The sequence below is a fragment of the Terrihabitans soli genome, assembly GCF_014191545.1.
Lineage (GTDB): Bacteria > Pseudomonadota > Alphaproteobacteria > Rhizobiales > Methylopilaceae > Flaviflagellibacter > Flaviflagellibacter soli.
Genome location: NZ_AP023361.1, coordinates 1,465,075 through 1,479,423 on the forward strand (window position 1 = coordinate 1,465,075; position 14,349 = coordinate 1,479,423).

Here is a 14,349-nt window from a genome sequence, read left to right on the forward strand (position 1 = left end):
GATTGACCCTGAGGAGAGCGGGGGCGACATTCAGGCTCATCCGTTGAAAACGCGTGTCAGGATTCGATGTGCTGATCATTCCTCGGCTCGAAATGCATGTGACGCATGTGTGCAATCTCACATGCGAAAGTTGCTCTCATTACTCGAACCACAGGCATAAGGGCTCGGTATCGATTGAGGAGGCGGATGCCTGGATGAGGTCGTGGAGCCGCAAAGTCACGCCCCAGACGTTCAATCTGCTTGGCGGTGAGCCGGCGATCCATCCGGATCTGCCGGCCTTTGTCGGTCTTGTCCGGAAGCACTGGCCGAGAAGCATCATCCGCATTGCAACCAATGGTTTTCTCCTGCACCGCCATCCGACGCTGCCGGCCGAACTCGAAAAGCACGGGCCGTCCGAACTGGTTGTGTCTGTCCATCACGGATCACCGGAATATCTTTCCCGGCTTGAGCCGGTCCGCGCCTTGCTGGCCGGATGGCAACAGGCCCATCCAAGGGTTTCTTTCAGCTATACGCCGTCAGCAGGCCGATGGACGCGTCGCTATCTGGGTGAAGGTGCGGATATGAAGCCGTTCACCGATAAGAACCCGCGCACCAGCTGGGACATTTGCCCGGCGCGTACCTGCGCGCAGTTGCATGACGGCAAGATCTGGAAATGCGCGCCTTTAGCCTATCTGCCGATGCAGGCCGAGAAATTCGGGCTCGGTCCGGAGTGGGATCCCTATCTGGCGTACAAGCCGCTCGAGCCGGGCAGTTCCAGTAAGGAGATTGCCGAATTCTTCGGCCGGAAAGAAGAGAATGTCTGCTCGATGTGCTCGGCGAAGAAAAGACTGTTTGATCTTCCGCTGCCCTATCGCAGCACCGGTGCTCCGGAAATGTCAGCCGCCGGCACCTGAGCGGGCCAGCACGCCTGCTGCAGCGGCAATGCCGGTCGCGAACGAGGCCTGCAGCAGATAGCCCCCGGTCGGGGCCTCCCAATCCAGCATCTCGCCGGCCACGAACACGCCGGGCAGGGATTGCAGCTCGAAATCGTCCGTGACGGCCGCGAACGGGATGCCGCCGGCCGTGGAGATGGCGCGCTCAAGACCCTGAAGGCCGGTCACCTTCAGCTGTACATGCTTGATCAATCTCGCCAGGGCGGCGGGGTCGGTCGGTAGCTCCCGCCCGCCGCTCTCGCGCAGGAGCCCGGTCTGGATCGGCGAAAGCTTCAGCGCCTTGCGTAGGAAATTGGTGAGCGTCGCGCCGCGGCGCGGATGCGACAGACGCTGTACGATACCGGCTTCATCGAGATCGGGTCGCAGGTCGATCGCAAGCCCGGTCTCGCCTGTCGACAGTGCATCTCGCAGCACCGGTGTCAGAGCGTAAAGCGCGCCGCCCTCAAGGCCGTAGTCGGTGACGACGAGCTCGCCCGCCACCTCGAGGGCGAAGGCTTCAACTGCAATGCGTTTGAGGGGGGTCCCGGAAAAACGCGACCGGAAGGTCTCCGACCAGTCAATCCGCACGCCGCAATTGGACGGCGCGAGCGGTGTTACGGGAACGCCTTTGGCCGTGAGAATTTTCGTCCAGCCGCCATCGGCGCCGAGACGCGGCCAACTGGCGCCACCGAGCGCAAGAACGACGGCATCGGCGCGCACCTCGCGTTCGCCTTGGGGCGTCGCGAAGACAACGCCGTTCTCCGAAAAACCCGTCCAGGCGTGCCGCGTATGGACGCGGACGCCCAAGGCCTCGAGCCGCCGCAACAAAGCGCGCAGCAGCGGCGATGCTTTGAAGCTTTTCGGGAAGACGCGGCCGGATGAGCCGGCAAACGTCTCTTCGCCGAGCCCTGCTGCCCATGTGCGCAGCGCTTCGGGCGGAAAGGCGCGCAAAGCGGCTTCCAGCTGCGGCGCCGGCGTGCTGTAGCGCGTGAGGAAGATGTCGAACGGTTCGGAATGGGTGAGGTTCAGCCCGCCGCGTCCGGCCATCAGCAATTTGCGGCCAAGGCTTGGCATGCGGTCATAGATCGAGACCCTGCATCCGGCCTGGGCGAGACGCTCGGCCGCCATCAGCCCGGCGGGGCCACCGCCGATCACTGCGATATCTGTCATGACTTAGGTGGTTAGGCTCAGAAGAAGCTTATGCCAATGACCGGGCCGAGGCTGATCGCCACCGCAAACACTTTCCAGAAGAAAGTCGGGGCGAGCCATACGGCCACAAAGCGCGACAGACGCGCCAGACGCCAGGCCACGAAGAGGCCAAAGCACAGCGAGCCGACATTGAGGACGTCGAACCAGAACTCCGACGCGTAGCCGGCGATGAAGGTGTAGATCACCGCCCAGCACATCAGCGCTTCAACGAGGCGCACGGCCGTCCTGGCGCGCTCGCCATGACGCAGGGCCGCCCAGCGGGTGATGCCGTAGAAGGCGAACAGGGCCACCCAGATGGCCGCCGACAGGCGTCCGGTGGGCTCGAAGGGCAGATGGTAGAAGGCCGGGCTTTTCAGGCCGACGCCGGTCGCCAGCATTGTGGCGTAGAGGAACATGGCCGCGAGCAAAGGCAGCGCCGTCCCGGCCAGAAGGCCGAGCCAGTCGGTGCGATTGATGACGTGGATGGTCCGCGCGGTATCGGTCACATTGGTATCCTTAGGGTGCTGGTATGCCAGAAATGGGCCCGGCTCCAGCCTCCGGCCTGGATTCAGGGTAAATCGCACCGGTTTGAGACTAGGTGTGCCCCTTGGGTGACGTGTGCCAGAGGCGGGTTGTCTCAGGCTTCCATGAGCCGGACGGCCTGCTCGGCGAAGAGGGGAACGAGGGTCAGCCTGCCGGTATCCACGCTCACATAGGGGCCGTGGCGGTGGACTCCGACCGTGAAGGGCCGGTGAAGCTCGCTGTGGGGGTCCTCGATGCCGGCTGCGCCCCAATTGACCATCCAGCCGCCCTTGATCACGGGCTTGGACAAGGTGACCCGGGCGACGTCCGGCACGACCGCAGTCAGGCCTTTGAGGACCTTGTCGCGCAGTTCGGCGCCTTTGGCGCCGGTAAGCTGAACGGGGATTGCCGGCGGCGTGAGGTCTTTCGAGGAGGCGGCGAGATCGGCCGGATACCAGGACAGGCAGACTGCGCCACCGCCATAAGAGACGATATCGCCGAACGGTCCGGAGACGATGGTCGTCGAACGCAGGCGCTGCGGCGGATCGGCTTCAGCGCGCAGGACGTAGCGGAAGCGGTAGAGCCAGGGACGCTTCGGCATCAGTCCGAGTTCGGCATCGACCTTGAACCGGCCGGGTCCGAGCGTATTGACGACGAAATCGTAGCGCTCTTCGCTGACGGCATCGCCCGCTTTCGAGGCGACGGTCAGGCCGGTATCTGCGGGTTTTACGCTTGTCACCACCCGTCCGGCGTGGAGGACGATCGAGGGCTCGCTCTGGAGCCGCGCCCGGACAAGCTTTGCCAAAGCTTCCGGATCGATGGCAATTTCCGGTGTGCGCACGCCGCCGGTGACGATCTCGCGCTCGAATTCGGCGTTGATTTCGGTGCGCGACATGCGGTCGGCGGGCTGCAGCACATCGCTGCCGAAATAGTCGGTGCCTTTGCCGTTCGTTGCCTCCCGCAGCAGCTCGGAGACTTTCACGCAATGCGCTTCGAACGCATCGGCCTCGACATGGCTGTCTTTGTGCACCGCATAGGCAAATGACGAGCGCGCTGTGAGGCTTGCTGTCGAACCGATCCAGCGCTGCAGGGACCGTTCGAAGGTGAGCGCGCCGCGCACCATCAGCTTTGCCGTCTCAAGGCTCGGATCTTTCCCGTATCCAAAGCCCAGATGTATTTTGCCGTGGTTATGGCAGGAGGCCTCGGCGAGGCAGAGCGCGTTGCGCTCGTATAGATCGCAACGGATCCCGCGCGCGGCGAGCTCGAGCGCGATGCACGCGCCCTGAAACCCGCCGCCCAGGACGGCAACGCGAATCCTTGGTCCCAGCATGGCGCCGCACCATGCCTTCCTCAATTCTGGAAGTCTATTCCGCTGCCTGCGCCTTTAGTCGGGTTTTTTTCGGCTTTCGGTTGAGAACTTCTTTCAAAAACCGGCCGGTATGACTCTTCGCGTTCTTGGCGACGTCTTCCGGGGTGCCGATGGCCACGATCTCGCCGCCGCCATCGCCGCCCTCGGGGCCGAGGTCGATGATCCAGTCGGCGGTCTTGATGACCTCCAGATTGTGCTCGATCACGACCACCGTATTTCCCTGGTCGACCAGCTCGTGCAGCACTTCGAGCAGTTTGGCGACGTCGTGGAAGTGAAGGCCCGTCGTCGGTTCGTCGAGAATGTAGAGCGTGCGGCCGGTGGCGCGGCGCGACAACTCCTTCGACAGCTTCACGCGCTGCGCTTCGCCGCCCGAAAGCGTCGTCGCCTGCTGGCCGACATGCATATAGCCGAGGCCGACGCGCGACAGGGTTTGCATCTTGTCGCGTATGGACGGGACAGCCTTGAAGAGATCGGCGGCTTCCTCGACCGTCATGTCGAGAACGTCGGCGATCGACTTGCCGCGGTAATCGACATCGAGTGTCGCGCGGTCATAGCGTTTGCCTTTGCAGACATCGCAGGTGACGTAGACGTCGGGCAGGAAGTGCATCTCGATCTTGATGACGCCGTCACCCTGGCAGGCTTCGCAGCGGCCGCCTTTGACGTTGAACGAGAAGCGTCCGGGCGCATAGCCGCGGGCCTTCGCTTCCGGCAGCCCCGCAAACCAGTCGCGGATCGGCGTGAAGGCGCCCGTATAGGTCGCGGGGTTCGAGCGTGGCGTGCGGCCGATGGGTGACTGGTCGATATCGATGACCTTGTCGAGATGTTCGAGGCCGGTGATCTTGTCATGCGCGCCGGGATGTTCGGTTGCGCCGTTGAGCCGCCGCGCCACCGCCGGAAATATCGTGTCGATCAGCAGCGAGGATTTGCCGCCGCCCGACACGCCGGTAACGCAGGTGAAAGTGCCGAGCGGGATTTCCGCCGTGACATTCTTCAGATTGTTCTCACGCGCGCCGGTGACTTTCAGAACACGCGATTTGTCATAGGTCCGCCTGCGCGCCGGCACCGGCACGCTCAGCTCGCCGGTCAGATATTTGCCGGTGATGCTGTTCGGATTGTCCATAATCTCTTTGACCGTGCCTTCGGCGATGATCTCGCCGCCATGGATGCCGGCAGCGGGGCCCATATCGACGACATGATCGGCAAGGCGGATAGCATCTTCGTCGTGTTCGACGACGACGACGGTATTGCCGAGATCGCGCAAGCGCTTCAGCGTTTCGAGCAGGCGTTCATTGTCGCGCTGATGCAGGCCGATCGACGGCTCGTCGAGCACATAAAGAACGCCGGTGAGGCCGGAGCCTATCTGCGAGGCGAGACGGATGCGCTGGCTCTCGCCGCCCGACAGAGTGCCGGAGGCGCGGCCGAGCGTCAGATAGGTGAGGCCGACATCGACGAGGAATTTCAGGCGGTCGCGGATTTCTTTCAGAATGCGGCCGGCGATCTCGTTCTGCTTGGCATTCAGCGTCGCGGGCAGGGCGGCATACCAGTCGCTCGCGGCCGTCACCGAAAGCTCGGTCACCTCGGAAATCGTCTTGCCGTCGATCTTCACCGCCAGAGCTTCGGGCTTCAGGCGCGCGCCTTTGCAGGTCGCGCACGGCGCCTCGCTCATATATTTGCCGATCTCCTCGCGCGCCCATTCGCTTTCGGTTTCGGCCCAGCGGCGCTCGAGATTGGTGACGACGCCTTCAAACGTTTTCTTCGTTTCATAGGCGCGTGCGCCGTCGTCGTAGACGAAATTGATTTTGCGGTCGCCCGATCCGTAAAGGATCATGTCGTGGATCTCGTCATCGAGATCCTTCCACGGCGTTGCCAGTGAGAAGCGATAGCTTTTCGCAAGCGCCGTCAGCGTCTGCGTATAGAAGGGCGAGGACGATTTGGCCCAGGGCGCAATCGCTCCGGCTTTCAGCGAACGCGTCTCGTCCGGAACGATGCGTTCCGGATCGATCTTCATTTCATGGCCGATGCCCGAACAGACCGGGCAGGCACCGAACGGATTGTTGAACGAAAAAAGTCGCGGTTCGATCTCGGCAATGGTGAAGCCGGAGACCGGACAGGCGAATTTTTCGGAGAAGACAAGGCGGTTCGGCTCTTTCGCTTTGCCCTTGGCGGGCGCGGATTCCTGACCATCGGCAAATTCCGCAAAGGCAATGCCGTCGGCAAGGCGCAGCGCCGTCTCGAGCGAATCCGCAAGGCGGGAGGCGATGTCCGGGCGCACGACGATGCGGTCCACGACGACATCGATATCGTGCTTGAACTTCTTGTCGAGCACGGGCGCATCGGCGATCTCGTAGAACTTGCCGTCGACCTTGAGGCGCTGAAAGCCCTTCTTCTGATATTCGGCGATTTCCTTGCGGTATTCGCCTTTGCGGCCGCGCACGACCGGCGCCAGAATGTACATGCGCGTGCCTTCCGGCTGCGACAGGATGCGGTCGACCATCTGCGAGACGGTCTGGCTTTCGATGGGAAGGCCGGTTGCCGGTGAATAGGGAATCCCGACGCGCGCCCAGAGCAGGCGCATATAGTCGTAGATCTCGGTGACGGTGCCGACGGTCGAGCGTGGATTCTTCGAGGTCGTTTTCTGTTCGATGGAAATGGCGGGCGACAGGCCGTCGATCTGATCGACATCCGGCTTCTGCATCATTTCCAGGAACTGGCGCGCATAGGCCGAGAGGCTCTCGACATAGCGGCGCTGGCCTTCGGCGTAGATCGTGTCGAAGGCGAGCGAGGACTTTCCGGAGCCGGACACGCCGGTCAGGACGATCAATGTGTCGCGCGGCAGATCCACGTCGACGTTTTTGAGATTGTGTTCGCGTGCACCGCGAATGGAGAGGAATTTGCTGGTCATCGGCTTCCGCACGCCGGGGGCCCGTCCGACGGTGATCAGTGTGAGATTAAGTCTATTCCGACGTCACGCACCTTGCGCCCGTGAGTCGCAGATGCCCAGAACATAACGAGAACAGGAAAATATGTCCACTGGTCGAGGCCGTTACTGTGGACAGTAGCGAGGACGTAAGAAGAGCAGCGGCGTTCCGCCAGCCCCTGCGGCGTATTTTGCCAGGTCTTGGCCGGAGACCGGACGCATGTGTCCCTTAGGATTTTTTCTGGACGAGGAACTGGTACATGCCGCGGAAGAAGGCGGGATGCCGGGTCTCGAAGTCATGCCAGTCGTCTAAGCCGGCGCTCGCGGAAGGCGCGGCATAATTGCTTCGCTTTTGCTGAGACTTCAGCAGGAAACCGAGGAACTCGAGTCCTTCCTCGTCGAGAAACCTTTTGATGCGGGGGATCGTGAAGCGCTCTTCCTGAACATGGAACAGCAGATCGCGACATGTGCTGGTTCCAAAGAAATCGCGGCTGTCGGTGACGGTTTTGGCCGGGTCGGAGTCATCGAGTGCCATGATGTCCTGCCGGGCACGGCGGATGTCATCGGCGCTGCCGCCATATCCGCGCCGGGCAATGACCTCCCGTGCTGCGACGATGTCGGCGCGGGCAACCTCGCTGTAAAGCGCAATGTCCATTACCCCGTTCGGCCGCAGCAGGGAAAGCAGGGTACGCCACCCCTTCAGCGGGTCTTGCATGTGGTGCAGCACGCCGCTGCAGACGATCATGTCGAACGAGCGCCCGAGCGATCCCAATTCCAAAATGTCTGCCTGTCCGTATTCGATATTGCGAATGCCCGCCGCCTCGGTCCGGTATTTGGCGTAGCAAAGACTGGTCAGGCTTAGATCGACAGCCGTTATGCGCAACTCCGGCATTGCGCGCGCCCGCTCGATGACTTGCTGACCGGTTCCGCAGCCCGCGATCAGGATATCGGTGGCGTCCGCTCCAAGCGGACGATAGGGCGCGCCCGGAAGCCGGGTGTGAACGTGCTGGTCGATGCTCCGGTGCTCACCATCCGATGCAGTTTTGATCCAGCGCGGATACGGGTTTTCCTCGTACTGTTCGCGGACGAGAGCGGATATCTCGTTGCCGATCGGCGTAAGTTGAGGAATGCCGCCGCGCATCGCGCGCTCGGCGAGCGGTTCCAATACCTGCCGTGTAAAAAGCTCCCGGAGCGGCGCAGGCCATTCCCGATCCTGAAGCGCGTCGCGGGATGCCAGCGTATGAAGGGGCTGATAGGCGGCGAATGCTGCAAGCGCGTGTGGGTCGGGGCTTTTGGCCGCGTTAAGCGTGTCGCCCAGCCCGTGCACTTTCTCCTGCTCGTCCGCAGACAATGCAAAAACGTAATCATTGATGAAACACTGCTGCGCGAGTGCGCAGAAAAATGCCAGGCTGTCCTCGTTTTCCGGTAAATCGCCGTTGCCGGCGATCGCATCAAGCAAAGCGGAGCGCGTTAGCGTAAGCAGCCTTTCAAGGCCGATATCGGCAAATTGCGTGCTTTCGAGCAGGGCCCGCAGCAGGGGATCGCGGGCGATGCTGCTCAGCCCTTCCTGCCCATACAGCTCCGCAAGCGTTTGGCGCTGCGGCCATGTGTGAACAGCGCGCGCAAGCGCGGCGGAGATGTATGGATCGGTTTTAAGAAGAGAAAGCGAAACCGCCGCGAGATCGCCCGGCCTTTTCCAGGCTTCCAAAACGGCGCGCGTGAGAAACATCCGGAAATCGCCGTCAGCCGGAATCGATATTGCGTTCTGCAGACAACCGACAAAAAGCGATCTGAGCTTCGTTGTTTCCTTGATTTTCAGTCCGCGGATGACGGCCAGCACCGCAAGCGTCAGATTGTTGCCACGGATATAGATCGTGGCGAGGTTTGCATAAGTGATCGCATCTGGCTTCAGCGCCAGCGCGCGCTCGTAGTGCTTTTCTGCTTCGAGGAGCTGCCCCGTCACGGCAAGTGCGTCGGCGAGGGTGCGGTGTGCCTCGGCGTGATCGGCGACCAGAGCCAGGGTTTGCCGCGACAGGCTGATCGCATCCTGCGGATGGCCGATCCTGAGGGCGATCGATCCGAGGTGATAGAGGCTGTCGGCGTGGCGAGGGTCGAGTGCAAGAACCTGCTTGAATAAAGCGAGAGCTTCCGGCAACCGGTTCGCGCGAAGATGCGCCAGCGCGCTGTCGAAAACCGGCCGCGATGACCCGGCCTGGCCCCGCTGCGTTGCGCCGCGTTGTTTGCGTCCCATGTGAGAATCGTTCCGCCTCTCTGGGAAGCGTGGCGGCAGAAGGTCAGTCGCGGCAAATGAAATCATGCGGGGGCCGTTGCCGGCGGCATTCGGGCGTGCTAGAACAAATAGAGAACACAATGCGGGTGCGCTCGCGCACGCCGATCGGCTCTGCATTGTGGAAAAGGCGATGGCGGGTCGCGTCGTCCGCCTCCCGGGCCTAGGGTGCGGGTAATTCGAAATACGAACAGCTACAGGAGCGGGTCATGGCGGGCAGCGTCAACAAGGTCATTCTGATCGGAAATCTGGGCGCGGACCCGGAAATCCGCCGCACCCAGGACGGCAAGCCGATCGCAAATCTCCGAATCGCCACCTCCGACACCTGGCGCGACAAAGCGACGGGCGAGCGCAAGGAAAAGACCGAGTGGCATCGCGTCGTCATCTTCAACGAGGGGCTCTGCAAGGTCGCCGAGCAATATCTGAAGAAGGGCGCCAAGGTTTATATCGAAGGCGCGCTGCAGACCCGCAAATGGACCGACAATGCCGGCATCGAGAAGTATTCGACCGAGATCGTCCTGCAGGGCTTCAACTCCGTTCTGACCATGCTCGATGGCCGCAGCGGCGGCGGTGGCGGCGCAAGTGACGATTTCGGCGGCAGCGACAGCTTCGGCCAGTCGGGCTCCAGCTCGCGCCGTCAGCCGGCAATGGCGGGCGGCGGCGGTTCCATGCGCGATGTGATGGACGACGAAATCCCCTTCTAACCTTCTCCGGAAGGTCATCGATCAAAAATGAAACGCGGCCTTCACGGCCGCGTTTTCTTTTAAGCAAAGCGATCCATCTGCGGCGTGTGCCCATTACTGGAACCGTCGCACTGCGGGAATCGTCAGTACAAACGGAACTCCCTTCCTCCCTGAGGGATTGTCCTTAAGAGCGCGGTGACCGAGGCATCCTTCCCACCGCGACGCAACAATGGGAGAGACGCACAATGAAAAAGTATCTTCTTCTGCCGATCGCGGCGGCATTCATGGTATCGCCCGCCCTTGCTCAGAACACGAATTCCGGCAATCTCGAGTCCCAGGAAAAAGTTCTGAAGGGAGCCGAAGAGTCTGCGAAGCCGGGTCCCGCCGGTTCGGGCAAGCCGATGCAGAGCGACCGCTCCTCGGCCGGTGAATCGAATTCCGGCAATCTGAAGAGCCAGGACGATGTTCTGAAGAGCGCTGAAGACTCGGCCAAACCGAAGCCGATCACGGGCTCTGGGTCGTCCGTCACGCCGAGCGGCGGCGACACCAATTCGAGCAACCTCAACAAGTAACCGCGCGTCTTGTTGCGTTACAGCCGGCCGTCTCCCGTCGAGGCGGCCGGCTTTTTTAAGCCTTCATCGCAGCGAAAGCCGACTCCAGATCGGCAATAAGATCGGCGATCTCTTCGAGGCCGATATGCAGGCGCAGCATCTGCCCGGCGGGCTTGTGCGCGATTGTCCGTGCCTTGAGATCGAACGGTACGATCAGGCTTTCATAGCCGCCCCAGGAATAGCCCATTCCGAACAACTCAAGAGCATCGAGGAATGTACGGACGCTCTTATCCGCTGCAGGTTTGAGCTCGATGGCGAAGAGGCCGCTTGCGCCTGAAAAGTCGCGCTTCCACAGAGCATGTCCCGGATCGCTGTCGAGGCCGGGATGCAGAACGCGCGCGACTTCCGGACGCCCTTCGAGCCAGCGCGCCACGGTGATCGCCGAGATCTGATGATGTTTGAGACGCACGCCCATGGTGCGAAGGCCGCGCAGCGCAAGGAAAATATCGTCCGGGCCGACCGACAGGCCGAGCGCGCCATGCGTTGCGTGCAGACGCGGCCAGGCTTTCTGGTTGGCTGAGATCGAGCCGATCAGAACATCGGCGTGGCCGGAAATGTATTTCGTGCCGGCCTGGATCGACAGATCGGCGCCGAAATCGAGTGGCTTGAAGAAATACGGCGTTGCCCAGGTGTTGTCGCAGAGAACGAGTGCGCCGCGCTTGTGCGCGGCTTCGGCAATGGCCGGAAGATCCTGAACTTCGAAGATGAGCGAGCCCGGGCTTTCGGTGAAGACAGCTTTGGTATTGGGTTTGAAGAGGCCGGCAATATCGGCGCCGAGCAGAGGATCGTAATAGCTCGTCTCCACGCCCATCCGCTTCAGCACCGTGTCGCAGAAATGCCGGTTCGGATGGTAGACGCTGTCGGCGACAAGGATGTGGTCGCCCGCATCGCACACCGACAGAAGCGCGGTCGTCACGGCGGAGAGCCCCGAGGGCGCGAGCACCGTGCCGGCGGCGTTTTCAAGCTCGCTCAGCGCACAGGTCAGCGCCTCAATGGTCGGCGAATTGCGCCGTCCGTAGGAATAGCGGATGCGGTTGGCGAAGAGATCGTCGGCGCTGGCATAGAGCACCGTCGAGCCATGATAGACCGGCGTGTTGACGAAGCCGTGCTGGGCCGATGGATCGCGCCCGGCCGAGACGAGTTCGGTATCGGGGCCTTTTTTGCTTTTGCCGGTACGGGACATGGATGCTCGCTGGAATGGGGGCGCATTTCGCGGTTTTTGGGCGCCCGGCGCAAGAGTGGCATTTGACGCGTGGAACGGGGAGGCCCCGGCGGCGTTTGCTTGTGCATTCCCGGACGGTGGAAGCCACATGAAGAGCCCCAAAAAGCCCGCCGCACGGCGGCCGACGCGCATTGTAAAGGTCGCCCCGGTCACGGTTCAGGAACCGGTCATCGTCTCCGCGACGGGGATTTTGCGCACCTCGATCATCGGCATTTTCCTGATGATGGCGGGCGGGGCGCTCTATTTCGCCCAGGACCTCCTGATTCCTCTGTGCCTTGCCTTCGTGCTGTCGGTGCTTTTGAGCCCGATCGTCCGGGGCCTCCTTCGTCTCGGCATACCTGAGGGCGTCAGCGCGACGCTCATTGTTCTCACCCTCCTGGCCCTCATTGCCGTTGGCGGGTGGTCGCTGTCGGGGCCGGTCTCGCAATGGATCGACGACGCGCCGCGCATCGGCGCGGAAATCCAGCAGAAGCTGACCCATATCCGTGGCTGGTTCGGCTTTGTTCAGCAGGTCTCAAATCAGGTCGATCAGATGGCGGGCGGCACCGACCCGGACGTGATGAAGGTCGTGCTGAAGGAGCCGGGTCTTCTGAAGAGCGCGGCGACGGGCGTGCCGGAAGTCATCACCAAAATCGGTCTCACGCTCTTTCTTTTGCTCTTCCTTCTCGCCTCGGGCGATCTCTTCCGCGAGAAGCTGGTGAAGGTTCTGCCGACACTCAGCGACAAGAAGCGCGCCGTGCACATTTCGCGCGATATCGAACGCGAAGTATCGCGCTATCTGCTGACGATTACCGGCATCAATATCGCAACCGGCGTCATGGTCGGTCTCGGCCTCTGGGCCATCGGCATGCCGAACCCGCTGCTATGGGGCGTGCTCGCGACCTTCCTGACTTACATTCCCTATCTCGGCGCGGCGATCGGCATTGCTCTGGTCGGCGCTGTTGCGATCGTCAGCTTCGATACGTTCGCGCATGCGCTGCTTGCTCCCGCGGTCTATCTCGGAGTGGCAACGCTTGAAGGTCAGGTACTGACGCCGATGATTGTCGGAAGGCGGCTCGAGATGAATGCGGTCGCCATCCTCGTCGCCGTCGCCGTCTGGGCCTGGCTGTGGGGCGTCATCGGCGCGCTGATCGCCGTGCCATTCCTCGTGATCATCAAGGTGATCTCGTTCCATGTGGAGAGCATGGAAGCGGTCGGGCGTTTCCTCGGCGCGCGCGAAACATCGCCCGCCGAGGACACGGAAAAGGCGGCCTAGCCGCGCGCTTTCGGCGTTGAGGGGTCGCCACCCCATTCGGTCCAGGACCCGTCGTACAGACGCGGCACGGTATGCCCCATTTTCTCGACGGCAAGCGCGAGAATGGCGGCCGACACACCCGAGCCGCAGGTCGTCACCATCGGCGCGGACGGATCGACGCCGGCGGCGCGGAAAATCTGCGTGAGCTCGGCGCCGTCCTTCAGGCGGCCGTCGGCAATGATCGTTCCGTAGTGAACGTTTTTTGCGCCCGGTATATGACCCGGCGCAACGCCTTCGCGCGGTTCGGCCTCCTCGCCGCGGAAGCGGGCGGGCGAGCGCGCATCGACGACCTGAATGCCGCTGTCGAGCGCTGCGCGTACATCGGATGTAGAGGCGACGGCGCCGCGGTCGGGCTGTGCCGAAAATGTCTTTGGCTTCGGCTTCACCGCGCCAGATTGCGTCGGCCGGTGCTCGGCCTCCCATTTCGGAAAGCCGCCGTCGAGAACGCGCACATCCTTTGCGCCCATCACGCGGAAATTCCACCACACGCGCGGCGCCGAAAAGAGGCCGAGGCCGTCATAGACGACGATGGTCATGTCTTCGGATATGCCGATCTCGCCGGCTTCCGCGGCGAAGAGTTCGGCACCGGCGATGGTGTGCGGCAAATCCGAATCCGGATCGGCGACTTTGTCGATGTTGAAACGTACGGCGCCGGGAATGTGCGCAGCGAGATATTCCTGATCGGGATCACGGCCGGTTTTCGGCATGTACCAGCTCGCATCCACGACTGCGAGCTTGGGATCGCCGAGGCGAGCGGCGAGCCAGTCGGTCGAGACAAGTGTTTCGCTCATGTCCTCACCACTTCCCCGTATTGGGCATCGACGTCCAGGGCTCCTGCGGCGGCAGGGCGCCGCCTTTCTGCAGGAGTTCAACCGAAATGTTGTCAGGCGAACGGATGAAAGCCATGCGGCCGTCGCGGGGAGGGCGGTTGATGGTTACCCCTTCGGACTGCAGTTTGGCGCAAAGCGCGTAAATGTCGTCGGTCTCAAAGGCGAGATGACCGAAATTGCGTCCCTCGCCATAGTCTTCCGGATCCCAATTATAGGTGAGTTCAAGTTCCGGCGCGCGGGCGGCGGTTGCATTGCCCTTGTCTTCGGGCGCCGCCAGGAAAATCAGGGTGAAGCGGCCGGCCTGATTTTCGGTCCGGCGGATTTCGACCATGCCGAGCTTGTTGCAATAGAAATCGAGGGACGCATCGACATCCTTGATGCGGACCATTGTGTGAAGATAGCGCATGGCTGACCCCGGTTATGCTGTCAGGCGGAACCTATGACCTCTGAGGCCGATCTCAAGACCCAGATAGACCACCTGCGGCGCCTCGTCCTGTCGGCAAAGCGCGGGGTGG

General features: G+C 62.2%; 12 protein-coding genes. 4 read left to right on the forward strand and 8 right to left on the reverse strand.

Features of this window, described 5'->3' with window-relative positions; genetic code table 11:
- The first annotated feature begins 53 nt into the window (after positions 1-53).
- Positions 54-893, forward strand: coding sequence for a radical SAM protein (locus IZ6_RS07660; protein ID WP_225874038.1), 840 nt, complete (start codon positions 54-56; stop codon positions 891-893).
- Here the strand turns inward: IZ6_RS07660 and IZ6_RS07665 are convergent.
- The 5 genes from IZ6_RS07665 to IZ6_RS07685 form a co-directional block, all read right to left on the reverse strand.
- Positions 876-2,081, reverse strand: coding sequence for a BaiN/RdsA family NAD(P)/FAD-dependent oxidoreductase (locus IZ6_RS07665; RefSeq protein WP_222877395.1), 1,206 nt, complete (start codon positions 2,079-2,081; stop codon positions 876-878). The genes IZ6_RS07660 and IZ6_RS07665 overlap by 18 nt on opposite strands.
- A 17-nt stretch (positions 2,082-2,098) precedes the next feature.
- Positions 2,099-2,605, reverse strand: coding sequence for a hypothetical protein (locus tag IZ6_RS07670; RefSeq protein WP_222877396.1), 507 nt, complete (start codon positions 2,603-2,605; stop codon positions 2,099-2,101).
- A 131-nt stretch (positions 2,606-2,736) separates the two neighbouring features.
- Positions 2,737-3,951, reverse strand: coding sequence for an FAD-dependent oxidoreductase (locus IZ6_RS07675; RefSeq protein WP_222877397.1), 1,215 nt, complete (start codon positions 3,949-3,951; stop codon positions 2,737-2,739).
- Between the two features lie 34 nt (positions 3,952-3,985).
- Positions 3,986-6,892 (reverse strand): excinuclease ABC subunit UvrA, encoded by a 2,907-nt coding sequence (gene uvrA, locus IZ6_RS07680; protein WP_222877398.1) that lies wholly within the window; start codon positions 6,890-6,892, stop codon positions 3,986-3,988.
- Positions 6,893-7,136: 244 nt separating this feature from the next.
- Positions 7,137-9,158 carry a class I SAM-dependent methyltransferase gene (locus tag IZ6_RS07685; protein WP_222877399.1) on the reverse strand — a complete coding sequence of 674 codons (2,022 nt, stop codon included), beginning with the start codon at positions 9,156-9,158 and terminating at the stop codon, positions 7,137-7,139.
- 245 nt (positions 9,159-9,403) lie between these two features.
- Here IZ6_RS07685 and IZ6_RS07690 point away from each other — a divergent pair, with 245 nt between their 5' ends.
- Positions 9,404-9,898, forward strand: a complete 495-nt coding sequence (locus IZ6_RS07690; protein ID WP_222877400.1) for a single-stranded DNA-binding protein — start codon at positions 9,404-9,406, stop codon at positions 9,896-9,898.
- A 224-nt stretch (positions 9,899-10,122) separates the two neighbouring features.
- Positions 10,123-10,449, forward strand: a complete 327-nt coding sequence (locus tag IZ6_RS07695; protein ID WP_222877401.1) for a hypothetical protein — start codon at positions 10,123-10,125, stop codon at positions 10,447-10,449.
- A 55-nt stretch (positions 10,450-10,504) separates the two neighbouring features.
- Here the strand turns inward: IZ6_RS07695 and metC are convergent, their stop codons facing one another.
- On the reverse strand, positions 10,505-11,671 hold the full coding sequence (gene metC, locus IZ6_RS07700) for a cystathionine beta-lyase (RefSeq protein WP_222877402.1): 1,167 nt from the start codon (positions 11,669-11,671) through the stop codon (positions 10,505-10,507).
- A 127-nt stretch (positions 11,672-11,798) separates the two neighbouring features.
- On the opposite strand from metC, the gene IZ6_RS07705 reads away from it, so the two are divergent.
- Positions 11,799-12,965: an AI-2E family transporter gene (locus tag IZ6_RS07705; protein ID WP_222877403.1), complete on the forward strand. Its 1,167-nt coding sequence runs from the start codon at positions 11,799-11,801 to the stop codon at positions 12,963-12,965.
- On the opposite strand, the gene sseA is transcribed toward IZ6_RS07705, so the two are convergent.
- Positions 12,962-13,795 (reverse strand): 3-mercaptopyruvate sulfurtransferase, encoded by an 834-nt coding sequence (gene sseA / locus IZ6_RS07710; protein ID WP_222877404.1) that lies wholly within the window; start codon positions 13,793-13,795, stop codon positions 12,962-12,964. The genes IZ6_RS07705 and sseA overlap by 4 nt on opposite strands.
- 4 nt (positions 13,796-13,799) lie before the next feature.
- On the reverse strand, positions 13,800-14,240 hold the full coding sequence (locus IZ6_RS07715; RefSeq protein WP_222877405.1) for a VOC family protein: 441 nt from the start codon (positions 14,238-14,240) through the stop codon (positions 13,800-13,802).
- Positions 14,241-14,349 lie beyond the last annotated feature (109 nt).

Coding starts and splice junctions, on each gene's coding strand:
- IZ6_RS07665 (WP_222877395.1), bottom strand. CDS start 2,081: ATGACAGATATCGCAGTGATCGGCGGTGGCCCCGCCGGGCTGATGGCG.
- IZ6_RS07675 (WP_222877397.1), bottom strand. CDS start 3,951: ATGCTGGGACCAAGGATTCGCGTTGCCGTCCTGGGCGGCGGGTTTCAG.
- uvrA (WP_222877398.1), bottom strand. CDS start 6,892: ATGACCAGCAAATTCCTCTCCATTCGCGGTGCACGCGAACACAATCTC.
- IZ6_RS07685 (WP_222877399.1), bottom strand. CDS start 9,158: ATGGGACGCAAACAACGCGGCGCAACGCAGCGGGGCCAGGCCGGGTCA.
- IZ6_RS07690 (WP_222877400.1), top strand. CDS start 9,404: ATGGCGGGCAGCGTCAACAAGGTCATTCTGATCGGAAATCTGGGCGCG.
- IZ6_RS07695 (WP_222877401.1), top strand. CDS start 10,123: ATGAAAAAGTATCTTCTTCTGCCGATCGCGGCGGCATTCATGGTATCG.
- metC (WP_222877402.1), bottom strand. CDS start 11,671: ATGTCCCGTACCGGCAAAAGCAAAAAAGGCCCCGATACCGAACTCGTC.
- IZ6_RS07705 (WP_222877403.1), top strand. CDS start 11,799: ATGAAGAGCCCCAAAAAGCCCGCCGCACGGCGGCCGACGCGCATTGTA.
- sseA (WP_222877404.1), bottom strand. CDS start 13,795: ATGAGCGAAACACTTGTCTCGACCGACTGGCTCGCCGCTCGCCTCGGC.
- IZ6_RS07715 (WP_222877405.1), bottom strand. CDS start 14,240: ATGCGCTATCTTCACACAATGGTCCGCATCAAGGATGTCGATGCGTCC.